The sequence below is a fragment of the Breoghania sp. JC706 genome, from assembly GCF_037026715.1.
Classification (GTDB): domain Bacteria; phylum Pseudomonadota; class Alphaproteobacteria; order Rhizobiales; family Stappiaceae; genus Breoghania.
Window position 1 is genome coordinate 154,932 of sequence record NZ_JBANCG010000007.1, and the last position, 25,635, is coordinate 180,566.

Sequence of the window (25,635 nt, forward strand, 5' to 3'; positions counted from 1 at the left end):
TAAAATGGCACGGCACGCCCAGAGACTGCGCTTGTAACTGGTATACCAGTCGTCCAGTATATCAGTATGGCAGACACCTTCGAATTCGAAAGCGATCGCGCCTATGGTCGCATCGTCGAACTGATCTTCGGCGGCGGGGCAGATCCCGCCAAGCCGCTGTCGGAGCGCAAGCTGGCCGAACGTCTCGGGATCGGGCGCATGCCGGTGCGCGAGGCGCTGCGCAAGCTTGAGCGCGAAGGCGTGGTGGAGGTGAAGCCGGCGCGGGGCACCTTCATCCGCACCGTCTCCGCCGACGATCTGAGCGAGGTCTACGAGCTTCGCGAGGCGCTGGAATGTCTCGCCACGCGCCGGGCCGCCACGCACGCCCCCTCGCCCGCGCTGCAGAATTGCGGTGCACGGCTGCGCGTCATGAGCCGCGACCCGTCCGCCTTCACCTCGCGCGAGATCGACGATGTGGGCACCGAGTTCCACGACGCGCTGATCGAGAGCGCCGGCAACGCCGCGCTTGAGGAAATGGTGCGCTTCATGCGCATGCGTTTCCGTCTCGCCTTCCACCTGCCGCGCTACTTCGCGCACGAGCTGGTGGCGGAAATCCTCTTCGAGCACCTGGCCCTCTTCGAGGCGATCGCGGACCGGGCGCCGGACACCGCGGAAGAGCTGATGCGGGCCCATCTCCGCCGGGGCCTTCAGATCCGCCTGAACCTCGATCGTTCTGCCGCAAACACGAAAAAAAGCACCTCCAGACCAAAGGAAAACTCCGAATGAAAAAAGCGATGTTGTGTTCCCTGCTCGCGGGCGCCGTCTCTCTGGGCGCTCTCGGGGGCACCGCCGTTGCCGGCACTCTCGACAACGTGAAACAGGCTGGCGTCCTCAAATGCGCCGTCAATGGCTCGCGGCCCGGCTTCTCGTCGGTCGACAGCGAAGGCAACTGGCACGGCCTCGACGTCGACACCTGCCGCGCGGTCGCCGCCGCCGTGCTGGGCGACGCGAGCAAGGTCCAGTACCTGAAGACCAACAACCAGACCCGCCTGACCGCGCTTCAGACCGGCGAGGTCGACATGACCGCGGCCAACACGACCTGGACGCGGGCTCGCGACACCGATCTCGGCCTCGACTTCGTCGCCCCCACCTTCTACGACGGCCAGGCCTTCATGGTGTCCAAGGATCTCGGCGTTGAGAGCGTCGACGATCTCGACGGCGCCAGCGTCTGCGTGCGTCCCGGCTCCACCTCCGAGCGCGTCGTCTCCGACATCCAGAAGAAGAAGGGCATCGAGCTGAAGCTCGTCGTCATCGAGGACCAGAAGGAGGTCAACACCGCCTTCTTCGGCGGCCGTTGCGACGCGATGGTTCAGTCTTCCTCGGCGCTTTCCTCGACGCGCGCGGCCGTTGCCGACAACCCGGACGACTACGTCATCCTGCCCCAGCGCTTCGGCAAGGATCCGGAAGGCCCGATCGTGCGCCAGGACGACGCCCAGTGGCGCGATATCGTCCAGTGGACGGTCTTCACCCTCTTCCAGGCGGAAGAGAGCGGCGTGACCTCCAAGAATGTCGACGAGATGAAGGCCGATAGCAAGGACGCCACCATCCGCCGCCTGCTCGGCGTGGAGACCTCCGGCGGCAAGGGCCTCGGCCTTGCGCCCGACTGGGCCTACCAGGTCATCAAGCAGGTCGGCAATTACGGCGAGGTGTTCGAGCGCAACGTCGGCAAGGAGTCCGCCCTGAAGCTGGAACGCGGGCTGAACGCGCAGTACTTCGACGGCGGCATGATCTACGCCCCGCCGCTTTGAGCCCGGGCCGGCACGCAACACCATGTCCATCTTGAAAAAGAGAGCCACGGCGGGGGGCGCAGTCCCCCCGCCGCCGCGCCGCCGGCTTTCGCCGAAGGCCGTGTTCTGGCAGGCGGCGCTGCTTGTCGTGCTGGCGACGATCGCCACCTGGCTGGTGATGAACGCAAGGGCCGCGCTCGATGCGCGCGGCATGACCTCAGGCCTCGGCTTCCTGTTCGACAAGGCCCAATTCTCGCTGGGCGAGGCTTTCTTCCACTTCCGCCCGGGCGAGACCTACCTGACGGCCTTCGCCGTCGGCCTCGGCAACACGGTGATGGTGTCGGTCGTCTCCATCATTACCGCCTCGCTTCTGGGAACGCTCGTCGGTCTTGCGCGCCTGTCGCGAAACGGGCTCGCCAGCGGCCTCGCCCAGGCCTACGTCTACGCCTTCCGCAACACCCCTCAGCTCGTCCAGATCGTGTTCTGGTACAGCTTCTTCACGCTTTTGCCGCATGCCCGCAATTCATGGTCCATCGGCGAGTTGATTTTCGCCTCCAACCGCGGCGTGTCACTGCCCGCGCCTGAAAACGGCGCGGTGTTCGCTGAAGCCGCCGCGGCCGGCTTTCTCGGTTTTCTCGTGGCCTGGGGCGTGTCGATCCTGGCGGAGCGCCGCCGGCGCCGCACCGGCCTGCGCTGGAAGCCGCTGCGCGCCGTGCAGATCGCGCTGATCCTCGCGCCCGCGCTCGTCGTTTGGGCAGCCGCAGGCGCGCCCGCCGAATGGTCGGTCCCCGTGCTCAAGGGCTTCAACTTCAAGGGCGGCGCGACGCTCTCGCCGGAATTTTTGGCGATCTATTTCGGGCTCTCCTTCTATATCGCCGCCTATATCGCGGAGATCGTGCGCGCCGGCATCGGCAGCGTCGATTTCGGCCAGTTCGAGGCGGCCAATACCATCGGGCTGTCGAAGAGCGACATCTACCGCCGCATCGTCGCCCCGCAGGCGCTGCGCGTGATCATCCCGCCGCTCGCCGCCCAGTATGTGAGCCTGTTGAAGAACTCCTCGCTCGGCGTCGCCATCGGTTATCCCGACCTCTTCTCCATCTCAAATACCATGCTCACCTATTCCGGCCGCACCATCGAGGTGCTGTGCATCATGGCGGCGGTCTACCTCGTCATGGCGCTTGCGATCGGCGCGGCCTCCAACGCCGCCAACCGCTATTTCGCGATCCCGGGGCGCACATCATGAGCGCAGCCATCGGTTCCTACGCCACCATCGGCAACGACGCACCGCGCCGGCCCGCACCGCACGGGGCCGGACGCCTCGCGCAGCTGAAGGCGCGCTATTTCGCGACGCCCGGCACCAGCCTCCTCACCATCGTGCTTGGCCTCATGACAGCCTGGGCGGTCGTCTCCTTCGTGCGCTGGGGCATCATTGACGCGGTCTGGTACGACCCGACCGCCGAGGCCTGCAAGACGGCAAGCGGCGCCTGCTGGGCCGTGATCACGGAAAAGTACCGGGTCATCCTGCTCGGCACCTATCCTTACGACGAGCAATGGCGCTCCGCGCTGATCATCGCGATCTGGGTCGTGTGGGCGGTGCTCACCGCCTTCCGCCTGTTTCCGCTTCGCATGAGGCTTGCCGGCTGGCTGGCGGTGTTCGTCGTGACGCTTGTCCTGATGCGCGGCGGCGTGTTCGGGCTTTCCTACGTCGGCACCGATGCCTGGGGCGGCCTGCCGCTGACCTTCCTGGTCTTCGGCGGAACGGTCGCCTTCGGCATTCCGCTCGCCATCCTGCTGGCGCTCGGCCGGCGTTCGCCCTTTCCGGTCGTGCGTTTCGTCTCCATCGCCACCATCGAGGGCGTGCGCGGCATTCCGCTGCTCGTCGTGCTCTTTTTCGGCACGCTGATCCTGCCGCTGTTCCTGCCGCCGCAGCTCGACGTCGACAAGCTGGTGCGCGCCGAGATCGGCATGGTGATCTTCTTCGCGGCCTATGCGGCGGAGGTGATCCGCGGCGGATTGCAGGCGGTCGCAGACGGACAGGACGAGGCCGCGAAGGCGCTCGGCATGGGCTACTGGCTGAGGATGCGCAAGATCGTCCTGCCGCAGGCCGTCGCCATCGCCATCCCCGCGCTCTTCAACGACATCATCCGCGCGTTCAAGAACACGACCTACTTCGCAATTCTGGGGCTTTTCGACGTGCTCGGCGCCACCAAGGTCGCGCTCGATGACCCGGCCTGGGTGCGCTACGGGCTGGAGGGCTACCTTTTCGTGTTCCTGCTCTACTTCCTGATCTGCTCCGGCCTGTCGCTCTACGGCCGCTCGCTGGAACAGGACCACGCGCGGCGCACGCGGAGGGCGGAACAATGACGAACCCCGCAGACACATCCGCCAACCTCGTCGTCGCGCTTGACAAGATCAACAAGTGGTACGGCGCGCATCACGTGCTCAGAGACGTTTCCCTCGGCCTTGGCGAGGGCGAGAAGATCGTCCTGTGCGGACCGTCGGGATCGGGCAAGTCCACGCTGATCCGCTGCGTGAACGCGCTGGAGCGTTTCCAGGAGGGCACGCTCACGGTCTGCGGCACGGTGCTGGACGGCAAGCCGGCAACGCTTGCGGAAATCCGCCGGCGCACGGGCATGGTCTTTCAGAACTTCAACCTGTTCCCGCATCTGAGCGTGCTCGACAACCTGACGATCGGCCCGGTCTACGCCCGCAGTGAACCCGAGGCGGCCGCGATTGCGCGTGCCCGGGAGCTGCTGGAACGCGTCCGCCTGTCCGATCAGGCCGCGAAATTTCCCGGCCAGCTTTCCGGCGGCCAGCGCCAGCGCGTGGCGATCGCCCGTTCGCTGATGCTGAAACCCGCTGTGATGCTTTTCGACGAACCGACCTCCGCGCTCGATCCGGAGATGATCCAGGAAGTGCTCGACGTGATGGAGGGGCTCGCCCGCGACGGCCAGTCGATGATCGTGGTCACCCACGAGATGGGCTTTGCCCGCCGGGTGGCCGATCTCGTCGTCTTCATGGACCAGGGCGAGATCATCGAGGCGGCCCCGCCGGAAGACTTCTTCGCAAACCCCGCCACGGATCGCGCCCGCGATTTCCTCGGCAAGATCTCAACGACGGCGTGAGCGGCACGCGTTCGCTCGAACGCCATCGCCACGCCGTTCAACCGTCTGCAAGGGCGCCGACAGGCAGCCCCTCCGCACATGATCAGGAACGCATCATGACAGCCGCCATCGAGGTCGACCTCGTCTCCGACACCACCACCCGCCCCAGCGCCGCCATGCTGGCCCGCATGGCCTCTGCCCCCGTGGGCGACGAGCAGAAGGGCGAGGATCCGACCACCCTCGCCCTCAATGAAGAAGTGGCCGGGCTTCTGGACATGGAGGCGGCCGTGTTCCTGCCGTCGGGCACCATGTGCAACCAGATCTCGTTCCTCGTCCATTGCCGGCCCGGCGACGAGATCATCGCCGCCGAAAACGCCCATGTGGTCGCCTCCGAAGGTGCGGGAGCCGCAGCGCTCGCAGGCGCGCAGATGCGCCCGATCTCGACGCCGAGCGGCCTGTTCGGGGTCTGCGACATGGTGGCCGCGCTGCGCAGCCCGCGCATGCGCAGCCCGCGTTCCAGCGTGGTTTCGGTGGAACAGACCACCAACCGCGGCGGCGGGCTCGTCTGGTCGGCGGAAACGCTTGGCGAACTGACCGAAGCCGCACGGGACTGGGGGCTGGCCACGCACATGGACGGCGCCCGCCTGCTGAATGCGGCGGTTGCCGCCGGCAAGCCCGCCCGGGCCTTCACCCGCGGTTTCGACAGCGCCTGGATCGATCTTTCCAAGGGGCTTGGCTGTCCGGTCGGTGCCGTTCTCGCCGGTTCCAAGGACTTCATCGAGGCGGCCTGGGTTTGGAAGCACCGGCTCGGCGGCGCGATGCGCCAGTCCGGCGTTCTGGCGGCCGCCGGTCTCTACGCGTTGGAGCACAATGTCGAGCGTCTGGCCGAGGACCACGCCAACGCGAAGCTGTTCGCGGAGCTGGTGGCCGGCCTGCCCCACGTCACCGTCTATCCGCGCGAGGTGGTCACCAACATCCTGTTCCTCGAACTCGACGGGCCGCTGACCTCCGGCGAGATCGTCGCCGCGCTTGCCGCCGAAGGCGTACGCATCGGCGCGGAGAGCGACCGGCGCATGCGCGTCGTCACCCATCTCGATGTGAGCGAGGCGGGCGTGCGCAAGGCGGCCGAAGCCTTCACCCGCGCGGTGACGGCACTCGTCTGACGGGACGCCCAGCCAGCGCGCAGAGGTAAGGGCGCTGACAGACGACACGTATATCGATCACGAACGGACCGGAGGCTTCTCACATCCGCGACAGGCCTCCGCGATCCATGTTTTGACCAGCATTTCGCGTCATATTCCGCAACGTTATGATCTAACAAAAATATTAGTATTGATATTTATATCAGTGAACATCCGACCTTGATCTGGCGTTTTATTTAAACGCATGCTGTCTCGTCTTTAATTTCTTACGATGAGGCTGCCATGAAACGCATATTTTGGAAATTGACCCTGGCCGTTCCTTTCATCGCCGGCGTGTCGCTCGCGTCCGTCGGCGCCGTGAAAGCGGAGGATCGCCCCAGTTTCACCCCCATCCCCGAGGAGTTCGGCTATTTCCGGGAGAACCGCGCACTGGAGGCGGCGATTGCGGCGGGGGATGCCGCTTTCTCGCGCCGCCACGGCTGGTCGCTCTTCGCCGGCATGATGCAGCCGCTCGACGCGGGCGATCCCAATTCCTGGCCGATCTGGCTGAGCTGGCAGACGACCGCCCAGGCGTTCGACGCCCCCAAGCCGGCAGCCGCCGCGCCGATGCGCATCCGCCTGACGCCGTCGGTCGTCGGGCACATGCGGGCCAGCGAGCGCGGGGCCGACATTCCCGTCAACACGCCTCAGCCGATCTACCCGCTTCCCCGGAAGGTTATCGAAGCCTACCCGGACGCCATTTCCGGCACCGGCGAGAAAGCGACCATCAAGGATGGCACCTTCTTCGTCTTCAACGGCGACATCATGGTGGCGACGGAATCGCTCTCGCCGGAAGGTTTCCGCGCCATCCGCGACGGGGAACTCTACCTGAAGAAGACGCTGGAGGAAGCCCACAGGCTCGGCCAGAACATCGAGCTGCCGGCCCGCTACCTGTCCACCAAACACATGTACTGGCCGGTGCACGCCGAGGGACTGACGCCGCTGCCGTGGTGGAACGACAATTTCCCCGACAGCTACAACGGCTATGTCGGCTACGAGACGTGGGACAGCGTCGTCGCGATCGACCCCTCGGGCAAGCAGGTGGGCCAGACCGTCGACGTGACCTACCTGCACGGGATCCTCAATCCCGACAAGACGGCGATGAAGCCGAAGACCGCCAAGGCCAGGGTCGTCGGGCTCGACCGCTTCTACCACCACAAGGTGACGAACGCGGACTGGAAGATGTTCTCCGAAGCAGACAAGGCCATGCTGAACGCGGCGAGCTACTGGCTTTATGACGCGCCGTTCAAGCCGGGTGACTATGTGGTCACCGTGGCGATGCACATCGTCACCAAGGAGGTGCCGACCTGGACCCTGCAGAGTGTGTGGTGGTCGGATGCGCCGGACAAGGGTCCCTATGCGGCCGACCGGCCGCAGGACATGAAGGCCGTGGGCCCGTGGCGGCACTATCTCCTGACCGAGGCCAACGCCTACAAGCCCGACGCCCAGGGCCAGATCGCCAAAGCCGTGAACCCCTATATCGAAGGGGTGATCCACCCGATCCGCACGAGCTGCCGCAACTGCCATGTCCGCGCCGGCTATCCCGGGGGCAAGCCTGGCGAACCAGCCGAGGGCACCACCGGGTATTCGAACGCCAATTGCCCGGACCTCCTGGCAGCGCTTCAGCCCGACGATGCCTGCTTCAAGGGTGTCTCGCTGACGGACTTCTCCTGGATCATCCCCGACCGGGCCCAGTAGGCACGCGGCATCGACCGATCGACAAGAATGGGGGCGACGGTGGCCGGAAGGCGGCCGTCGCCCCGTTTTCGGCTCCGCACGAAAGGGAGCCACGACGTCCTCCCTTCGCTCCAGCCGGCCAGCCCGCCAGCCTTCGTCTCCCATCTCCTTCAGAAATCACGTTGACAACTTAATTAAGCTACTTAATAATTTTCTGTGAAATATCACAGGATTTCACATGCAGACCGACCAGAGCCTCTCATCCCTCACCGTTTCGCGGCCCGAATTGCTGGTCGAGGGAGACGACGCGGCCTTCCGCGCGATGCTGCATAACCTGCTGGCCTTCTCGTCGCGGCTGGAGCAGATCCGCGCGCGCTTCGCCGCCTTCATCGGGCTCACCGGGCCGCAATACACGATCCTGATCACCATCCGGCAGCTGCAGAAGGCAGGCCAGGTCGGCGTCGGGACCGTCGCCGAGCATCTGGCGCTGACGCCGACCTTCGTCACCAACGAGACAAAGAAGCTGGTCGAAGCCGGCGTCATCGAGAAGGTGCCCGATCCCAACGACATGCGCCGCGTGAAGCTGACGGTGACGGCGCGCGGTGAACGCCTGCTGCGCCAGCTCGCACCCGTGCAGCAGGAAATCAACGACCAGCTCTTCGAGCCGGTTACGCCGGAGAATTTCGCGCTTCTGCGCGGCCTTGCCGCCGATCTGCGCGAGAGCGCGGAAAAGGCGCGCGCGCTTTCCGATTATCTCGTCGCCCAGGCGGAGGTCGCGAAATGACGCTCGATCCGATCGACCAGAAGGCCTTCCGCCGGGCGCTCGGCCAATTTCCGACCGGCGTGTGCATCGTGACCTGCCGGGTGGACGGCGAGCCGCTCGGCATGACCATGAGTTCCTTCAACTCCCTTTCGCTGGACCCGCCGCTGATCCTCTTTTCCATCGACCGCCGGGCAAATGGCCTGCCGCTGTGGGAGCGCGCGGACGGATTTGCCATCCACGTGCTGAGCGAGGGCCAGAGCGCGCTGTCGAACCGCTTCGCCCGCGCCGGCGCCGCCAAGTGGGAAGGGCTTGCGAGCGAGACCGGGCTTCACGGCGCACCGCTGTTGTCTGGTGCGGCGGCCGTCTTCGAATGCGCGGCGCATGCCTGCCACGACGGCGGCGATCACCGTCTCTTCATCGCCCGCGTCGAACGCCAAACCTTCTCCGCCGACCGCAGACCGCTTGTCTTCGCCGCCGGCCGCTACGCGACACTGCAAGAACAAGAAACAGGCCAGCCGCACTGGCCGCTCGCGATCCACTACTGAACGAAACCCCCATCGAACCACCAGGGAACACGACATGCTGAAAACGGGACAGCAGCACACGGAGAGCCTAAGGGACGGCCGTGAGCTCTATATCGACGGCGAACGGGTGGAGGACGTCACCACTCATCCCGCCTTCCGCAACGCGGTCGCCTCGGTTGCCGGGATGTACGACTTCCAGTCGGCGCCGGAAAACCGCGATCTGATGACCTATGAGATTCCGGGCGGCAACGGCGCGCGCGCCAACCGCATCTGGCAGCTGCCTAAGAGCTACGACGAGCTGGTCGAACGCCGCCGCGCGCTGGAGGCCTGGACGGAGCTTCACGGCGGCTTTCTCGGACGCGCGCCCGACCATGTCGCTTCCTGCATCGCCGGCATGTACATGGGGATCGAGGTCTTCGAGGCCTACGACCCGGCCCGCGCCAAGGCGCTTGCCGACTACTACGCCTATGCCCGCGACAACGAGCTTTACCTCACCTACGTGATCATCAACCCGCAGGCCGACCGCTCCAAGGCCGCGAACGAGCAGGCGGACCCGTTCCTGTCGGCCGGCGTGGTTTCTGAGGATGCCGACGGCCTCACCATCCGCGGCGCCAAGATGCTGGCGACCGGCGGCATTCTGGCGAACGAGGTCTTCGTCACCTGCATCCAGCCGCTGAAGGAGGGCGAGGAGCCCTACGCCATCTCGTTTGCCGTGCCGATGAACGCCAAGGGCCTGAAGATCCTGTCGCGCAAGTCCTACGAGGCGGCAGCGCCCAGCCGCTTCGACAATCCGCTCGCCAACCGCTTCGACGAGAACGACGCCGTTCTCTATTTCGATGACGTGAAGGTGCCGTGGGAGCGGGTGTTCATCAATCAGGACACCGGAATGTGCGCGCGCCAGTTCCACGCGACGCCCGCCCACGTCTACCAGAACTACCAGGCCCAGGTGCGCCTGATGGTGAAGATGCGCTTCCTGATGGGCATCGCCCGCAAGACGGCGGAGACCAACGGCATCCTCGCCTTCCCGCAGGTGCGCGAGACGCTGGGCCAATTGGCCGCGCAATGCGCCATGGTCGATGCGCTGGTCCATTCGATGGAGGTGAAGGGCCGCCAGCACGGGGCCTATTTCGTGCCCGACCGGCACACGCTCTATGCGGCGCAGGTGCTGACCCAGCAGATGTACAACCAGCTCATCGGCACGCTTCGCGATCTCGCCGGCGGCGGGCTGATCATGCTGCCCTCCTCCATCAACGACTTCGCCAATCCCGAACTGCGGGCGCTGATCGGCAAGACCCAGCAGTCGCCGACCACGTCGTCGGAAGGCCGGGTGAAGTTCTTCAAGCTCGCCTGGGACGCGCTCGGCTCGGAATTTGCCTCGCGCCACACCCAGTACGAGATGTTCTACGCCGGGGCGACCTTCGTCACCAAGGGCCACTCCTTCCGCACCTTCGACTGGGACCGCTGCACGGGCCTCGTCGACCGCATGCTCGACAGCTACGACCTCGATGACGAACTCACCCACTTCCACAGCGCAGCCGAATAGGGATCACCGACCATGACCATCAACAAGGAACACAAGGAATTCCATTCCATCGACATGGGAACGGAGGGCTGGCACACACCGCCGGGATACCCTTCCGGCATCCAGCAGAAGATCCTTGCCGGTGAACTGGACGAGGTGAACAAGCGCGGCAATCGCACCCGGCTCCTGCGCTTTCAGCCCGGCGTCTTCACCACCAAGCCCTTCGTCCACGACTACTGGGAGGAGGTCTATCTCGTTTCCGGCGACCTGACGGTGGGCAACGACGAAAACGGGGATGGCGGCGAGAACTTCAAGCCCAACACCTATGCCTGCCGGCCGCCGGCGGCCTATCATGGCCCCTTCAAGTCGGAAGGCGGCTGCGTCCTTCTGGAAATCCACTATTACGACGAAGGCGCCCAATGACCGCAACGCTCGCCGATCTCGCCGCAAGGCTTGATGCGGGACAGGTGACGAGCGAGGAGCTCGTCACCGATTGCCTCGAGAAAATCGCAAACCCCCAAGGCGAAGGTGCGCGCACCTTTACCGCGATCGCTCCTGACCGGGCACTGGCCGATGCGCGGGCGATGGATGCCGCGCGCAAGGCGGGCCGGGCTCTCTCCCCCCATGCCGGCATTCCGGTTTCGGTGAAATGCCTCTTCGACGTGGAAGGCTTCGTCACCACCGCCGGTTCGAAGATCTTCGCCGGCAACGCGCCGGCCACAAGCGACGCCCCGGCGATCGCGCGGCTGAAAGCGGCGGGCTTCGTGGTGGTCGGCCACACCAACATGACCGAATTCGCCTATTCCGGCCTCGGCATGAACCCGCATTACGGCACCCCGGGCAACCCGGCGGACCGCGCCCGCATCCCCGGCGGCTCGTCCTCGGGCGCCGCCGTTTCGGTCGCCGACGGCATGGCGGCACTGGGCATCGGCACGGATACCGGCGGCTCCTGCCGCATTCCGGCGGCCTTCTGCGGCCTGACCGGCTACAAGCCCACCGCCCGCCGCGTGCCGACCGAGGGCGCCTATCCGCTCTCCCAGACACTCGATTCCATCGGCTCCATCGCCCATGGCGTTGCCGACTGCGCGATAGCCGATGCGGTGATGGCGGGCGAGGCGCTGCCCTCCCTCGGCGCGCCCGAGGCCGCAAGCCTGCATGTCGCGGTGCTGGAAAACTTCGTGCTCGACGGCCTGACGCCCGGCGTCGCCGCCGCCTTCGAGGAGGCCATCCGACTGCTGGAGCGTGCCGGCGTGCGGGTCTCGCGGCTGCGCATCGACGATCTCGACCGCCTGCCCTCGCTCAACGCCCATGGCGGCATCATCGCGGCCGAAGCACTGGCGATCCATCGCGACGATCTCGCGACCCGCGAGGCGGGGTACGATCCGCGCGTCTCCGTCCGCATCCGCAAGGGCGAGACGATGGAGCCCGGCGAATACGAGGCCCTGTTGGAGACCCGGCGCCAGATCATCGCACGGGCGGACGAACTGACGAAGCCATTCGACGCCGTGATCATGCCGACGGTGGCCATGGAAGCGCCGAGGATCGCCGATCTCGATGCCGACGAGGCGCTTTACGGCAGCCAGAACATTTTGGCGCTGCGCAACACCACGGTCGGCAATTTCCTCGACCGCTGCGCGATCTCGCTGCCGCTTCCTGTCGACGGCCTGCCCGTGGGGCTGATGCTGATGGGCGAGACGATGGGCGATGCGCGCCTGTTCGACGTGGCGACGGCGGTGGAGAAATTGCTCACGCGGTGAGGCTGCGGAGGGCAGAATTGTGCGACGAAAGGACAAGCGGCCCATCCTTCGAGACGGCCGCGATGCGGCCTCCTCAGGATGACGTTGTCGTGTTACTGCTTTTCCGGAATTCTGACTCAAATACAACGTCATCCTGAGGAGCCGTCGTAGACGGCGTCTCGAAGGATGGGCCACGACTTCCGCGCGCGCCACAGCGACATCGAAACCCGCGCCGCCGCATCCTACCCGAAAGCCGTCGCCGCCTTGACCGTCAGGCCGGTGCAGACGGTCGCGAAGAGGTCTTCCATCTGCATGGCCGCGTTGGGATAGGCCTCGCGGAAGCCGCGCTGGATCTGTGGCACCTGAGAGGTGCCGCCGGTCATCAGGATGGTGTCGACATGGGCAGGGTCCTCGCCGAGATCGGACAGAAGCGACAGCGAGGAGGCGACCATGCGCTCGATCAGCGGCGCGGCGGACGCCTCGTAGGCGGCCCGCGCTATATCAACGGCAAGCCCGGGCTCGACATAATCGAGATCGACGCGGGTCGCATCGAGATCCGACAGGGCGATCTTCGCCGCTTCCGCATCGCCCGCGAGCCGGTGGCCGTCATGCTGGTCGAGGACAGCGATGAAGCGCTCGATCTTTTCCGGCTCCAGCGCCAGCGCACGGATCTCGCGCAGCTGCGTGCGGATCTTGCCGTCGTACATCAGCGGGATCTTCTGCCAGGTGGCGAGATCGAGGAAATACCATTTCGGGATCGGCAGCACTTTGGAACGGAAGGCATCCTCCATCTCCCCGCCGCAGCCCATCAGCGGCATCAGGAAATCAACGTTGAGGCGGTAGTCGATATCGGTGCCGCCGACATGCACGCCGGCATTGCCCAGGATGCGCGGCGCCGCGCCGGCCGTCTCCTGCCGCAGCAGCGAGAAATCGGCCGTGCCGCCGCCGAGATCGACCACCAGTACGGTGTCGCCCGGCGCAAGGCTGCCCGAATGGGCCTCAGCCGCTGCGACCGGCTCGAAGACGAAGGCGACATCGCGAAAGCCGGCCTTGCGGGCGATGGTTTCCATCGCGCTCTCGGCGTCCGCATCGGCCTCCGGATCGCCGTCGACATAGGAGACGGGGCGTCCGAGCACGACCGAGGTCAGCTCCTCTCCGGCCGCCGCCTCCCCCGCCTGCTTCAGATAGCGCAGATAGTGGGTGATGATGTCGGAGAACGGCACCCGCTTGCGGTTGATCATGGTGGTGCTGGCAAGCGCGGAGTGGCCGAGCATGCTCTTCAGCGCGCGCATGAAGCGGCCCTGCTCGCCCTCGGTGTAGGCGGCGATGGCCGCCCGTCCGAAGAGCGGCTGGCCGTCGGTGCGAAAGAAAAGGGCACTCGGCGAGGCCGGCCCCTTGTCCAGCGGCACGACGAAGGGCGCACCGTCGCGCAGGATGCCGATGGAGGAGTTGGAGGTGCCGAAATCGATGCCGCAGACTGCCATGGGGTTCCAGTGAAGATGAAGACGCGCCTGCCCGCGCCCTTGAGGTCCCGGGGGTCAAGCGTCACGAACGCGTGGTGAATCGAAGGCGCGCGGATGCCGCCGTCTCGGGCAGGCGCGCGCGGGGTGTGCCTTATAGGGCGGCCACCGCTCCGCACGCAAGGACCGGGCGCACGAAAATGCCTTCGTCTTCGGGGCTGGAAGCGAGAGGGGAGCAGGCCGCAGGCGGGGCGCTCACCCACCCATCAGGTTGCTGACGAGGTTCTGCTTGAACGCCGAGATGTGGGCACGAACGGCGGCTTCCGCCCGGTCGGCGTCATGGGCGGCAAGCGCAACGAGGATTTCCGCGTGCTGCTCGCAGACCCTGAGGTTGTGGTCCGGCACGTTGAGCGACAGCGTCCAGAAACGCACCGAGCGGTCGTGCAGGTTGCCCAGCAACTCCGCCATGATCGAATTGCCGGCGGCAGCCGAGATCAGTCGATGGAATTCCCGGTCGAGCGCGATGAGCCGCTCGGTCGCGCGCTCCTTCGTCGCCTTCGCCATGTTTTCCAGATTGGCGCGCAGGTCGCTCACCTGGCGCTCCTGGATACGCTCCGCCGCCCAGCGCGCGGCCTGGCCCTCGTTCAGGAGCCGGACCTCGATGATCTCGACAAGCTCATCGAGCGAGACCGGGCTCACGACCACGCCCTTACGCGGCATGACCTCGACGAGCCCGTCGACCATCAGCCGGTCGACGGCCTGGATGACCGGCGTGCGGCCGATGCCGAGCGCTTCGGCGAGATCGGTGACGGTCACCGCCTCGCCGGGCTTCAGGTCGCAGGAGACGATCTTGGCCTTGATGACCTCGTAGGCCTGGTCGCGAAGCGAGAGTTTCTTTCTGGGAAGGAGCGCTCCCTCTCCAACCTTGAGGGCGAGAGAGCTGAATGCTGGCGCCATGGCCTCAATTGTCTCCGTCTTCAACCTGCAACAGGCAATGACCTGATTTCATATTCAAAACCGATCCTGCGGTCCCTTACCGGATCGACCAGTTCGGCAGCAAAAAGGCCCGCGCTGCGGATCCCGCCGATTGCCGGCACCGTGCCGCAAAATAACGCCGTCCCGTCCGGGAGAACACCATTCTCGCAATATCCGGCGATTGTTTCCCTAGGGTCAAGGAGGGCACTCACGGGGCCTTCCTGATAAAGCACGCGGGCGCCGTTCTCCACAATATGGCTGCGCAGGATCAGCTCGTCCCAGTGGTCCGCAACCTCCTCAAAGGGCCAGACCGTGGCCGCCACCGGCTTGTCGCACATCTGCTTGGAGACTGTCACGCTGTACGTCTCAACCTTCCGGTCGGTGTGATCCGATCCCACCCCGACGTAAAGCGTGCTGCCATGGGCGAAGATGACCGGCTCGACCTCGCCGCTCGAGCCCGTTCCCGTGGCCTCGATCACGCCATTTGTCGTCACTCGCGAGGCCGAGGCGCGGTAGTAGGTGGGGGTTGCCGCGGGGCGGGCGACGCCCAGCGCCTCGAGCTCGCGGATGTGGTGCTCCTGCGCCTCCGTGTCGCGGCCGGCCCAGCCGGCGATGACCAGCATTTTCAGATCGAAGTCCTGCGTCGCGGTTCCGCCGAGGGACGCAACATCCATCGCTATCGGCATTCGGTTTCCCTTTCGATTGGTGGCGCGGGGGCGGGAACCGGAGTTCCTGCGGGCGCGTCATGCCGCTTCGGCTGCATCCCCGGCTGAGGTCCTGTCTTGACAGTCCCGAATTTATAATCAGTATGTGAAATATCACAAGACGAATAATGATCGACCCCGGCAGGCCGCCTGGCGAGGGTCGGCGGAAACCCGTCCATTGCCGCACGCGCAACCTCCAGACTGGGAACCCTACCATGCGCCTCACATCCATCACCGGGACCGCTCTCGCAGCTGCCATGGTCCTGTCGACCACCCTTTCCGGCACGAGCCTCGCCTCGGCGGAAGAAAAGCCTGAAAGCCTCAATGTCGGAGTCTTCACGTTCATGTCCGGCCCGGCCGCCGCCTACGGCATGCCGGGCCGCCAGGGCGCGGAGATCATGATCGAACAGATCAATGCCGCCGGCGGCATCGGCGGCGTGCCGATCAAGGCGAGTTTCGTCGACGAGGCGCAGGGCGCCCAGGGCGTGATCTCCGAATACCGCCGCTTGGCGGAAGCGCCCGACACCGACTTCATGATCGCGGCGCTGTCGTCCGGCAACTGCCTGGCGCTCGCCCCGATAGCCGACCAGATGAAAATGCCGACAGTGGGCTGGAACTGCGACACCCACCAGCTCTTCAAGGACGGCGCGCACCCCTATTTCTTCCGCCCCAACGGCAACACCGTCGCCGAGTTCATGAGCTATGTGCTCTACTTCCTCGACAAGAACCCGAACGTCCGGCGCGTGGCGATCATCAATCCCGACTACTCGTTCGGCCATGATGCAGCCGAGATCGTGAAAGCGACGCTCGCCGCGCTCAATCCGGGGGTCAAGGTCGTCGCCGAGCTCTATCCGAAGCTCGGCGCCTCCAGCTACCAGACCGAGATCTCCCGGCTTTCGGCCGCCCGCCCGGACGTGATCTTCTCCAACCTGTGGGGCGGCGATCTGGAGAACTTCGTCCGCCAGGCGAACCCGCGCGGCCTGTTCCGCCAGAGCCAGGCGGTTTTCGCGCTCGGCGAATCCTCGATGCAGAACGTGGAGATGCCGCAAGGCGCGATCGTCGGCGTTCTGGGCGACGGCTGGTGGCGCTCGCCCGATGCAGCCAAGCGCGGCGCGCCCGCCTTCGGCGCAGCCTACAAGGCGAAGTTCGGCCAGGATCCGGTCTTCCCGGCGATGAAGATGGCCAACAGCTTCGTGGTCATGAAAGCGGCCTATGAAAAGGCGATCGCCAAGAATGGCGGCGAATGGCCGAGCAAGGACCAGGTCAGGGACGCGCTCGAAGGGCTGAGCATCGACACCCTGACCGGCCACGTCACCATCCGTCCCGACCATGACGGGATCGTCGACCAGATCGTCGGCACCGTCACCAAGGTGGACGGCATCGACGCTCCGGTGCTGGGCTCCATGGTGCGCTACTCCGGCGACAAGGTGCTGCCGCCGGCCGGCGACGATCCGGTGGCGTGGATCTCCTCGCTGACGCCCTACTTCCCCAAGGACATGCCGAAACCCGGCTCCTACCGGTAGCGATCGCACCGCCTCCGCCGCCAGCCGACGGCGGAGGCGACCTCGGCTTCAGGTCCGGACCCCTTTCACGATGCTGCAAACCCTCATTCCACTGTTCGTCGACGCCCTTGCAAGCGCGGCGCTCATCTTCTTCGTTGCCGTGGGGCTGACCCTGGTCTTCTCCGTGCTGCGCGTTCTCAACGTCGCCCATGGCAGCTTCTATTCCATCGGCGCCTATGCGGCCGCCTCGCTGGGGCTGTGGATCGTCTCCGCCGGCCTGCCGGACTGGCTGACCTTCCCCGCCCTCGTCCTCTCCGCCGCCTTCGTCGCGCTTCTGTTCGGTCCCCTCGTGGAGAACACGCTGGTGCGCTGGACCTACGGCAAGAGCGACGCCGTGCAGGTGCTGGTGACCTTCGGCCTGTTCCTCATCCTGGAGGATCTGCAGAAGATGGTTTTCGGCGTGCAGTCGCTCTATCAGGACACGCCCATGTCCATGCTCGGCATCACCGAGCTCGGCGGCATCGTCTATCTGAACTACCAGTTGCTGCTGATCGTGCTGGCCGGCGTCGTGCTGGTCGCGCTGCGCCTCTTCATCGGCCACAGCCGCACCGGACGGCTGATCGCCGCCGTCGTCGCCGACCGCGAGGTCTCGCAGGCGCTCGGCATCGACACCAACCGCATGTACACGATCGCCTTCACCCTCGGCGTGTTTCTGGCAGCGCTTGGCGGAGCCATGGCGACGCCGACCTCGGGCGTGTCGCCCGGGCTTGGCGCCGACACGATGGTGCTCGCCTTCGCGGTCGCCGCCATCGGCGGGCTCGGCCAGGTGGAAGGTGCCGCCATCGCCTCCCTCATCGTCGCCGTCGCGAAAGTTCTCGCCATCTATTTCGCCCCCGAATTCGATGCGGTCGCGCCCTACGTGGTGATGCTCGCGGTGCTGCTGGTGAAGCCCTACGGCCTTTTCGGCAGCCCCACGACGCGGAGGATCTGATGAACCGCTCGTCCCTTGCCCTGCTGGCGGCCGCCCTGCTGATCGCGGGTCTCGCCCCCCTTGCCTTCCCGTTCCTGCAGTTCGTGCTGACGATCGCGCTCGCCAAGGGCTTCGCCGCGCTCGGCGTGGCGCTGCTGCTGCGCGCAGGGCTCATCTCGCTCGGCCACGCGATGTTCTATGCGGTGGGCGCCTATGCGGCGGCCTTCCTCGCCAAGAGCCTGGGCTTCACCGACATGATGGGCCTGATCGTGGCCGCGACCATCGTTTCCGGCCTGTGCGGACTGCTGGTCGGCCTCTTTCTGGTGCGTTACCGCGCGATCTTCTTCGCCATGCTGAACCTCGCCGTCTCCATGGTGGTCTTCGCGCTGCTCTCCAAGCTTTACGGCCTCACCGGCGGCACCGACGGCATGGCCGTTGCCGTGCCCACCTTGTTCGGCCTGACGCTCACCAAGGAAGGCTCCGACACGGTCCTCTTCTATCTCGCGCTGGTGCTTGCAGCCGGTCTCGGCCTCGTCGTTCACCGCTACCTGAAGAGCCCGCTCGGCCACGCGCTTTCCGCGGTTCACAGCAACGAGGTCCGGCTCGAATATCTGGGCGTTTCCGCCGCCTCCACGCTTCTGACCGCCTACACGATCTCCGCGACGCTCGCCGGCCTCGGCGGAGCGATTGCAGCACTTTCCATTGGCCACGTGCTGCCGGAATTCGCTTTCTGGACCCAGTCGGGCCAGCTCGTTCTGACGGCGGTGCTTGGCGGCATCTCCGGCATCGCCGGACCGTTCCTCGGCGCCGCATTCCTCGAAGGTGTGCACACGCTCGCCGTCGGCACCGTCGCGGACGCCTGGAACCTGATCGTCGGCGCCGTGCTGCTGGTGGTGATCTTCTTCCTGCCGCGCGGCCTCTTCGGGCTCATCGAGAAGATCGCCGGGCGCAAGACGCAAGCCGGGGAGACCGAGTTATGACGAAGCCGCTTCTGCGTGCGGAGAACCTGGAAATCTCCTTCGGCGGCATCCGCGCGGCCAACGGCGTCAGCCTGGAGATCGGCGAGGGCGAGTTCGTCGCCATCATCGGACCGAACGGATCGGGAAAGACGACCTTTCTCAACCTGTGCACCGGCTACATCCGCCCGACCCGGGGCAAGGTCTGGCTCGGCGACATGGAGATCACACGGATGGCGCCGCGTGCCATCGCAAGACGCGGCATCGCCCGCGCCTTCCAGATCCCGCAGCTATTCGCCGATCACTCCGTCCTCGACAACGTGATGCTGGCCATCGCCGCGCGTCGCGGCATCTGGGATGCCCTGAACCCGCTCGACCGGCCGGACTACCGGCGCGAAGCGGGCGAGCTTCTCGACCTGCTCGATCTCGGCGCCCATGCCGACACCATCGCCGGCACCCTGCCGGAGGGATTGCGCAAGCTCGCCGACGTCACCGTCGCCATGGCGCTCGACCCCAAGCTTCTGCTGCTTGACGAGCCCACCAGCGGCGTCAGCGCGCTAGAGCGCTTTCCGCTGATGGACACGTTGATGAAGGCCATGCGCACGCGCGGCATCACCGCGCTCTTCGTGGAGCACGACATGGACATCGTGGAAAACTACGCCGACCGCGTGATCGTGTGGGAGGCGGGGAAGGTCATGGCGGAAGGCAAGCCCGCAGACGTGATGAAGGATCCGCGGGTTCTGGAAAACGTGGTGGGGGTGGCCTGATGCTGAAGGTCGACAGTCTCTGCGTCGAGATCGCCGGCGTGCGCGTGCTGCGCGACGTGCGTCTCGATCTTTCCTCCGGCAAGTGCACGGTGCTGATCGGCCGCAACGGCGCCGGCAAGACCACGACGCTGCGCGCCATCATGGGGCTTATCGCCCGTCAGAGCGGCCGGATCGAACTGGCCGGACAGGAAATCCAGGATCTGCCGAGCCACACCCGCGCCCGCATGGGCATCGGCTATGCCCCGGAGGACCGGCGCCTCATCCCGGACTTTTCGGTGGAGGACAACATCCTGCTGCCCGCCCTGGCGCTGAAGCTGCCGGCGGCGGAGCGCAAGCGCCGGCTGGCCCGGATCTACGAATTCCTGCCGCAGCTCCATGCCATGCGGGCCCGGCCCGGCGGCGGGGTTTCCGGCGGTCAGGGCAAGATCGTGGCGCTCGGCCGGGCCCTGATGGTGGCCGACAAGGTGCTGTTTCTGGACGAACCCTTCCAGGGCCTCGCTCCGGCCCTGGCGCTGGAATATGCCCGCACGCTGGCGAGCCTGCGCGACTACGCCCCCGATCTGGCGCTGTTCGTGACGGAATCGACGCCGAAGCTGCTTGCGACGATCGCCGATGCGGAATTGCAGATCGAGCGCGGTGAGATCGTCAGCGCGGCGGGCTGACCCCCGCGCCGACTGCGCTCATCCGGCCAGCTGAGGCACGTTCTGACGCACGAAGGCCGCGATGTCGGAAGCCGGCCGCGCGCCGCTGAGCCGCGCCACCTCCCTGCCCCGGTGCCACAGGATCAGCAGCGGAATGCCCCGGATGGCGAGCCCCTGCGAGACGGCGGGAAAGTCTTCGGTGTTGATCTTGGCGAACCTCACGCCGGGCCCGACGGCTTGCGCCGCCTTGGCGAATTCCGGCGCCATCATCCGGCAGGGGCCGCACCACGGCGCCCAGTAATCGACAATCAGCGGCAGCTCGTCGCCGCGCGTCGCCTTGTCGTGGGCGCGTGCATCCAGCTCCATGACCTTTGCACCCGCAAGCGGGGCGCCACAGACCCCGCATTTCGGGCCGGCGGACAGTCTGGCCGACGGCACCCGATTGGTCTGACCGCACTGCGCGCAGACCAGTTTCACGGCATCCTGCATCGTGAGATCCCCAATAATATTCATTTAATCGAATATATGGAGATCTCCGATAATCCGCGCAAGACGTCGCGCCACCGGCCTCAGGCGTTGCGCACGCCGAGGCGCGAGGGGCGTTCTTCGGTCTTGCCGGCGAAATAGTTCGCGATCAGCGCGCCGGAAATGTTGTGCCAAACGCTGAAGATGGCGCTCGGCACGGCGGCGGCCGGCGAGAAGTGCGCGCTGGCGAGCGCCGCTCCCAGACCTGAATTCTGCATGCCGACCTCAATTGCGATGGCCTTGCGCTTGGCGAGCGAGAGGCCGAACGTGCGCGCGGCGAAGAAGCCGAGCAGGTAGCCGAGGCCGTTGTGCAGCACCACGACAGCAAAGATCATCAGACCGGATTCGATGATCTTGCCCTTGGATACGGCGACGACGGCTGCAACGATCAGCACGATGCCCGCCACGCTGACGAGCGGCAGCGCGGGGACGGCGGCCCTGACGAGCTTCGGCGCGAGCTTTTGCAGGATGAAGCCGAGCGCCAGCGGCGCCAACACGATCTTGACGATCGACAGGAACATGGCGCCCGCATCAACCGGCAGATACTGGCTGGCGAACGTCCACACCAGGAACGGCGTCACGAAAGGCGCAAGCAACGTCGTCACGCTGGTGCAGGCAACCGAAAGCGCCAGATCGCCCCTGGAAAGATAGGTCATCACGTTCGACGACGTGCCACCGGGGCAGCAGCCGACGAGGATGACGCCCGCGGCGACCTCCGGGCTCATCGGGATGACGCTCGTCAGCCCCACGGCGATGAGCGGCATGATCAGGAACTGCGAGACGACGCCGATGCCGACCTCGAACGGCCGGCGCAGCACTTCCGCGAAATCGCGTCCCGACAGCGTCAGGCCCATGCCGAACATGATGAGCGCGAGCAGGGGTACGATCCAGGGCACCACAAGCCTGAAGACGTCGGGCAGGAAGAAACCGAGCAGGGCGAACAGAATGGTCCAGAGTGCGAAGGTGCGCCCGACGAAGGCGGAGACGGTGGCCAGGATTTTCACGAGACGATCCTCCCGATGGATCTGTTGGCAGATGTAAAAGTGACGGCACACAACAAGTCGGACCGTCGCGTCGCAGGAAGGCGCGGAATTGCCTGTCGTTGCCTTGATGGCCTCCCTATAGAGGAAACAAACGACAATGTAGAGGGGCGAAATTGACGATAATGGCAATAATCCCGGAAATATCTTGCCTCTTTTGTCGCGAGCAATACATCACGTTACGGTAGATTTGATAAGTCGCCCTTTTCCGGCCCTGCGTGCCCCGCCCCCTCCCCTTACGCGGCAGCAGAAGCTGCATGCCGGATTTTTTTGCAAGGAATGAGCGATCTTTAAGCATTTCGCGGACGTTTCCTTATGCGATTTTTAACAATGAAAACGTTATGTGGGACCAATACAGAGGGCGAAGGACGTTGACGGGGCAATTGCAATGCATCGGTTTCGTTACGGGCGGGAGTTACTTCGACGGTCTGCCAATGTTGCAGCGACGCGGCCGGTTCTCTCTCTGGGGCTGGCTTTCCTCGTTGCAGGAACGGCAGCCCTGTCGGCCTCCGCGCAACCTGCGCCGGCAACGCTCGACGACCTCACCCGGCGGCTTGCCGTCCTCGAAGCGTCCACAAGTCACCTGAACTTCGTCTGGCTCCTCGTCGCCGCCGCGCTTGTCCTCTTGATGCAGGTCGGCTTCATGCTGCTGGAAGCCGGCATGGTGCGCTCCAAGAACTCCGTCAACGTCGCCCAGAAGAACATGCTCGACTTCGTGTTCTCGGTGATCATGTTCGCCGCCGTGGGCTTCATGTTCGCCTTCGGCGCCGGCAACGGGCACTGGATCGGCATCGACCCGCGCTTCTTCATGCTGCAGGGACTCGACGAGTGGGGCGTCGGCTTCTTCGCCTTCCAGGTGATGTTCTGCGGCACGGCGGCGACCATCGTGTCGGGCGCTGTCGCGGAACGGATGCCGCTGACCGCCTATGTCCTGTGTTCGATGCTGATCGCCGGGCTCGTCTATCCGGTCTTCGTTCACTGGGCCTGGGGCGGCGCGCTGATGGCCAATGCCTCCGCCTTCCTCGGCAACATGGGTTTCATCGACTTCGCCGGTTCCACGGTGGTGCACTCCACCGGTGCCTGGATCTCGCTGGCCGCCTGCATCGTCATCGGACCGCGCATCGGCCGCTTCGCCGAAGACGGCTCGCCGGTCCGCATCCAGGGCCACAGTCCCGTGCTGGCGACGGCGGGCGCCTTCCTGCTGTTCGTCGGCTGGATCGGCTTCAACGGCGGCTCAACGGCCGCGGCGGTGCCGGAAATCGCCCACATCATCGCCAACACGGTTCTTGCGGCGGGCACGGGCGGTGCCGCCGGCTACCTGGAGGGCTTGCGCGAGGATGGGGTCATCTTCCCGGAAAAGGCCTTCTCCGGCATGATCGGCGGGCTCGTGGCGGTGACCGCCGGCTGCATGGTGCTCACCCCCGGCGGGGCGCTGCTCGTCGGGGCGATGGGCGGACTTGCCGCCGTCTGGGCCAACCGCTTCATCGAAAGACGCCTCGGGATCGATGATGCGGTGGGCGCGGTGGGCGTTCACGGCGCGGCCGGCGTGGTCGGCACGCTGGCGCCTGCGCTGATTGCGCCCCTCGCCCACCTTCCCACCGGGTCGCGGCTGGATCAGCTGGGTGTGCAGGCGCTGGGCGTCGGCATCAACTTCGTCTGGGCCTTCGGCGCGGGGCTCATCTTCTTTCATCTGCTCGGCAAGGTCACCCGCGTGCGCGTCGACGAGGTCGGCGAACGCAAGGGACTGAACGAGGCGGAGCATGGCACCCGCTTCGGTATCGGCCATGTGGAGGACGCCTATAGCCAGCTGATCGAAGGCAAGACCGACCTGTCGCTTCGCCTGCCTGTCATTCCGGGCGACGAAGCGGAACGCCTTTCGGAGCTCTTCAACCAGCTCATGGATTCCATCCAGAACGAGGAACTCGCCCGCAACTACGCCACCGAGATGAAACGCTCCGAGGAGGAAGCGGAGCGCCTCAGTGCACTGGCCAATTCGACCTTCGAGGCCATCGTGATCACGGTGGAGGGCAGGATCGTGGACGGCAACGCCGCGCTGGAAGACCTCCTCGGCCGCCCGCTCGAGGACCTTAAGGGCATCGTGGCGGACACCCTGTTCCTTCCTGCCGAAAGCGAAGACGTGCCAGAGCCTTCGCAGGCGACCGGCGCACCGCGGGAAATGATGGCCATCCATGCCCGGGGCCAGCGCATTCCCGTGGAGGTTCGCACGCGCGAGATCGTCTATCGCGGCGCGCACACGCGCGTTTCAGCCGTCGTCGACCTGCGCGAGCGCAAGAAGGCGGAGGCGCGCATCCGCCATCTCGCTCAGCACGACCCGCTGACCGACCTGCCCAATCGCGCCGTCTTCACCGACCGTCTGGAGGAGAGCCTGGCCGGTCTGGACCAGAGGGCGAGCCTCACCGCCGTGCTGCTGGTCGATCTCGACCGCTTCAAGGACATCAACGACATGCACGGCCACCCCGCCGGCGACACGGTCATCAAGGTCACCGCGGACCGCTTGCGCAAGGCGGTTCGCGCCGGTGACACCGTGGCCCGTCTGGGCGGCGACGAATTCGCGGTGATCCAGACCGATATCGGGTTCGCCAACCAGGCAGCCGACCTGGCCCACCGGCTGCTGCATATTCTCGCAAAGCCGATCAACTGCGGCGACGGGCTGGTCGTGCGCGCCGGCGCCAGCATCGGCGTGGCCATCGCCCCCACCGACAGCAAGACCCCCGACACCCTGATTTCTCGTGCCGATACCGCGCTCTACAAGGCGAAAAGCATGGGACGCGGCGCCTATTGCACCTTCGAGGAAGGCATGGACGCGGCGATAAAGGTCCGCCGCGAGCTGGAGTCCGATCTTTCCGTCGCCATCGAGCGCGACGAATTCGAGCTTTATTTCCAGCCCCGCATGGCCGTCGTGGATGCCCGGATCGCCGGTTACGAGGCGTTGATCCGCTGGCATCACCCCTCGCGCGGCCTTGTCAACCCGACCGACTTCATTCCCGTTGCCGAGCATTCCGGCCAGATCGTGCCGATCGGCAAATGGGTGCTCACCAACGCCTGCCGGATCGCCAGGGCGCGGTTCGGCGACCGGCACGTGTCGGTCAACGTCTCGCCGCTGCAGTTCCGCGACAAGAGTTTCGTCGACACGGTGGAGGAAGCGCTGAAAGTCAGCGGGCTGCCGCCGGAGAGGCTGGAGATCGAGGTCACCGAGAACGTCGTCATCGACGACGATGCGCGCGCGCTCGCCATCCTGAAGGCGCTGAAGCGGATCGGCGTGCGCATCGCGCTGGACGATTTCGGCACCGGCTATTCAGCGCTCGGCTATCTCAGCCGCTTCCCCTTCGATGCCATCAAGATCGACCGTTCCTTCATTGCCGGCCTTGAGACCAGCGACAACGCCATGGCGATCGTGCAGACCATCCTGAAGCTCGGCCGGGCGCTGGGCATGCGGCTCGTGGCGGAAGGCGTGGAGACGAGTTCGCAGTTGCGCCTGCTGGTGAACGAGGGCTGCGACGAGGTGCAGGGCTATCTGATCGGCAAGCCGGCCCCGGAGGGAAACCTGTCGACCAAGGCACCCCCCATCGCGTGCAAGACGGTCGCCGCATGCGAGGGGCCCGACGGCGTCCGGCGCCTGGCCGAACTTGGCCGGAAGATGCGGGACGGCGCGGAGCATTCGGACGATGCGACCGTGAACGCCTAGAAGGCATTTCGTGCCGGAACGGACGCACGTCGCCGCTGCCCGTTCGCATCATCCCGCTGCGGCACCTCGATTGACATGAAACCTGAATCATGCGTCATATATTGCCTTCGCAGCGC

23 protein-coding genes are annotated in these 25,635 nt (G+C 65.8%); 18 read left to right on the plus strand and 5 right to left on the minus strand.

Annotated elements, in window-relative coordinates; all coding sequences use genetic code 11:
- Positions 1–66 precede the first annotated feature (66 nt).
- The 12 genes from V2L18_RS15970 to V2L18_RS16025 all read left to right on the plus strand — a co-directional run bounded on the left by V2L18_RS15970 (position 67) and on the right by V2L18_RS16025 (position 12,294).
- On the plus strand, positions 67–765 hold the full coding sequence (locus tag V2L18_RS15970; protein WP_336179283.1) for a GntR family transcriptional regulator: 699 nt from the start codon (positions 67–69) through the stop codon (positions 763–765).
- Positions 762–1,787, plus strand: a complete 1,026-nt coding sequence (locus V2L18_RS15975; RefSeq protein ID WP_336179284.1) for an amino acid ABC transporter substrate-binding protein — start codon at positions 762–764, stop codon at positions 1,785–1,787. Before V2L18_RS15970 ends, V2L18_RS15975 begins: the two co-directional genes overlap by 4 nt.
- Before the next feature lie 22 nt (positions 1,788–1,809).
- Positions 1,810–3,009 (plus strand): ABC transporter permease subunit, encoded by a 1,200-nt coding sequence (locus V2L18_RS15980; RefSeq protein ID WP_336179285.1) that lies wholly within the window; start codon positions 1,810–1,812, stop codon positions 3,007–3,009.
- Entirely contained in the window at positions 3,006–4,130 is a 1,125-nt protein-coding gene (locus V2L18_RS15985) for an amino acid ABC transporter permease (RefSeq protein ID WP_336179286.1), read from the plus strand. The genes V2L18_RS15980 and V2L18_RS15985 overlap by 4 nt, the downstream gene beginning before the upstream one ends.
- Complete coding sequence (locus V2L18_RS15990; RefSeq protein ID WP_336179287.1) at positions 4,127–4,891, plus strand: amino acid ABC transporter ATP-binding protein; 765 nt, start codon at positions 4,127–4,129, stop codon at positions 4,889–4,891. The genes V2L18_RS15985 and V2L18_RS15990 overlap by 4 nt, the downstream gene beginning before the upstream one ends.
- A 95-nt stretch (positions 4,892–4,986) precedes the next feature.
- Positions 4,987–6,033 carry a GntG family PLP-dependent aldolase gene (locus tag V2L18_RS15995; RefSeq protein WP_336179288.1) on the plus strand — a complete coding sequence of 349 codons (1,047 nt, stop codon included), beginning with the start codon at positions 4,987–4,989 and terminating at the stop codon, positions 6,031–6,033.
- A 261-nt stretch (positions 6,034–6,294) separates the two neighbouring features.
- Positions 6,295–7,749, plus strand: a complete 1,455-nt coding sequence (locus V2L18_RS16000; RefSeq protein ID WP_336179289.1) for a hypothetical protein — start codon at positions 6,295–6,297, stop codon at positions 7,747–7,749.
- Positions 7,750–7,966: 217 nt separating this feature from the next.
- Positions 7,967–8,512 (plus strand): MarR family winged helix-turn-helix transcriptional regulator, encoded by a 546-nt coding sequence (locus V2L18_RS16005; RefSeq protein WP_336179291.1) that lies wholly within the window; start codon positions 7,967–7,969, stop codon positions 8,510–8,512.
- The gene (locus tag V2L18_RS16010) at positions 8,509–9,036 is read left to right on the plus strand and encodes a flavin reductase family protein (protein ID WP_336179292.1); all 528 of its coding nucleotides are present in this window, start codon (positions 8,509–8,511) and stop codon (positions 9,034–9,036) included. The genes V2L18_RS16005 and V2L18_RS16010 overlap by 4 nt, the downstream gene beginning before the upstream one ends.
- A gap of 34 nt (positions 9,037–9,070) precedes the next feature.
- Complete coding sequence (locus tag V2L18_RS16015) at positions 9,071–10,558, plus strand: 4-hydroxyphenylacetate 3-hydroxylase N-terminal domain-containing protein (RefSeq protein WP_336179293.1); 1,488 nt, start codon at positions 9,071–9,073, stop codon at positions 10,556–10,558.
- A 12-nt stretch (positions 10,559–10,570) separates the two neighbouring features.
- Positions 10,571–10,960: a cupin gene (locus V2L18_RS16020; RefSeq protein ID WP_336179294.1), complete on the plus strand. Its 390-nt coding sequence runs from the start codon at positions 10,571–10,573 to the stop codon at positions 10,958–10,960.
- Entirely contained in the window at positions 10,957–12,294 is a 1,338-nt protein-coding gene (locus tag V2L18_RS16025; RefSeq protein ID WP_336179295.1) for an amidase, read from the plus strand. The genes V2L18_RS16020 and V2L18_RS16025 overlap by 4 nt, the downstream gene beginning before the upstream one ends.
- Positions 12,295–12,515: 221 nt before the next feature.
- On the opposite strand, the gene V2L18_RS16030 is transcribed toward V2L18_RS16025, so the two are convergent.
- The 3 genes from V2L18_RS16030 to V2L18_RS16040 all read right to left on the minus strand — a co-directional run bounded on the left by V2L18_RS16030 (position 12,516) and on the right by V2L18_RS16040 (position 15,394).
- Positions 12,516–13,757, minus strand: coding sequence for an Hsp70 family protein (locus V2L18_RS16030; protein ID WP_336179296.1), 1,242 nt, complete (start codon positions 13,755–13,757; stop codon positions 12,516–12,518).
- A 231-nt stretch (positions 13,758–13,988) separates the two neighbouring features.
- Entirely contained in the window at positions 13,989–14,690 is a 702-nt protein-coding gene (locus V2L18_RS16035) for a GntR family transcriptional regulator (RefSeq protein ID WP_336179297.1), read from the minus strand.
- Between the two features lie 20 nt (positions 14,691–14,710).
- Positions 14,711–15,394 carry a DUF2848 domain-containing protein gene (locus V2L18_RS16040; protein ID WP_336179298.1) on the minus strand — a complete coding sequence of 228 codons (684 nt, stop codon included), beginning with the start codon at positions 15,392–15,394 and terminating at the stop codon, positions 14,711–14,713.
- Between the two features lie 233 nt (positions 15,395–15,627).
- On the opposite strand from V2L18_RS16040, the gene V2L18_RS16045 reads away from it, so the two are divergent.
- The 5 genes from V2L18_RS16045 to V2L18_RS16065 all read left to right on the plus strand — a co-directional run bounded on the left by V2L18_RS16045 (position 15,628) and on the right by V2L18_RS16065 (position 20,269).
- Positions 15,628–16,935 (plus strand): ABC transporter substrate-binding protein, encoded by a 1,308-nt coding sequence (locus V2L18_RS16045; protein WP_336179299.1) that lies wholly within the window; start codon positions 15,628–15,630, stop codon positions 16,933–16,935.
- A gap of 70 nt (positions 16,936–17,005) precedes the next feature.
- Positions 17,006–17,905 carry a branched-chain amino acid ABC transporter permease gene (locus tag V2L18_RS16050; RefSeq protein WP_336179300.1) on the plus strand — a complete coding sequence of 300 codons (900 nt, stop codon included), beginning with the start codon at positions 17,006–17,008 and terminating at the stop codon, positions 17,903–17,905.
- Positions 17,905–18,864: a branched-chain amino acid ABC transporter permease gene (locus tag V2L18_RS16055; RefSeq protein WP_336179301.1), complete on the plus strand. Its 960-nt coding sequence runs from the start codon at positions 17,905–17,907 to the stop codon at positions 18,862–18,864. The genes V2L18_RS16050 and V2L18_RS16055 overlap by 1 nt, the downstream gene beginning before the upstream one ends.
- On the plus strand, positions 18,861–19,607 hold the full coding sequence (locus V2L18_RS16060; protein ID WP_336179302.1) for an ABC transporter ATP-binding protein: 747 nt from the start codon (positions 18,861–18,863) through the stop codon (positions 19,605–19,607). The genes V2L18_RS16055 and V2L18_RS16060 overlap by 4 nt, the downstream gene beginning before the upstream one ends.
- Positions 19,607–20,269 (plus strand): ATP-binding cassette domain-containing protein, encoded by a 663-nt coding sequence (locus V2L18_RS16065; RefSeq protein WP_336179303.1) that lies wholly within the window; start codon positions 19,607–19,609, stop codon positions 20,267–20,269. Before V2L18_RS16060 ends, V2L18_RS16065 begins: the two co-directional genes overlap by 1 nt.
- An 18-nt stretch (positions 20,270–20,287) precedes the next feature.
- Here the strand turns inward: V2L18_RS16065 and V2L18_RS16070 are convergent, their stop codons facing one another.
- The gene (locus tag V2L18_RS16070) at positions 20,288–20,737 is read right to left on the minus strand and encodes a thioredoxin domain-containing protein (RefSeq protein ID WP_336179304.1); all 450 of its coding nucleotides are present in this window, start codon (positions 20,735–20,737) and stop codon (positions 20,288–20,290) included.
- An 80-nt stretch (positions 20,738–20,817) separates the two neighbouring features.
- Positions 20,818–21,777, minus strand: a complete 960-nt coding sequence (locus tag V2L18_RS16075) for a bile acid:sodium symporter family protein (RefSeq protein WP_336179305.1) — start codon at positions 21,775–21,777, stop codon at positions 20,818–20,820.
- A 424-nt stretch (positions 21,778–22,201) separates the two neighbouring features.
- Here V2L18_RS16075 and amt point away from each other — a divergent pair, with 424 nt between their 5' ends.
- On the plus strand, positions 22,202–25,519 hold the full coding sequence (amt, locus tag V2L18_RS16080; RefSeq protein WP_336179306.1) for an ammonium transporter: 3,318 nt from the start codon (positions 22,202–22,204) through the stop codon (positions 25,517–25,519).
- Positions 25,520–25,635 lie beyond the last annotated feature (116 nt).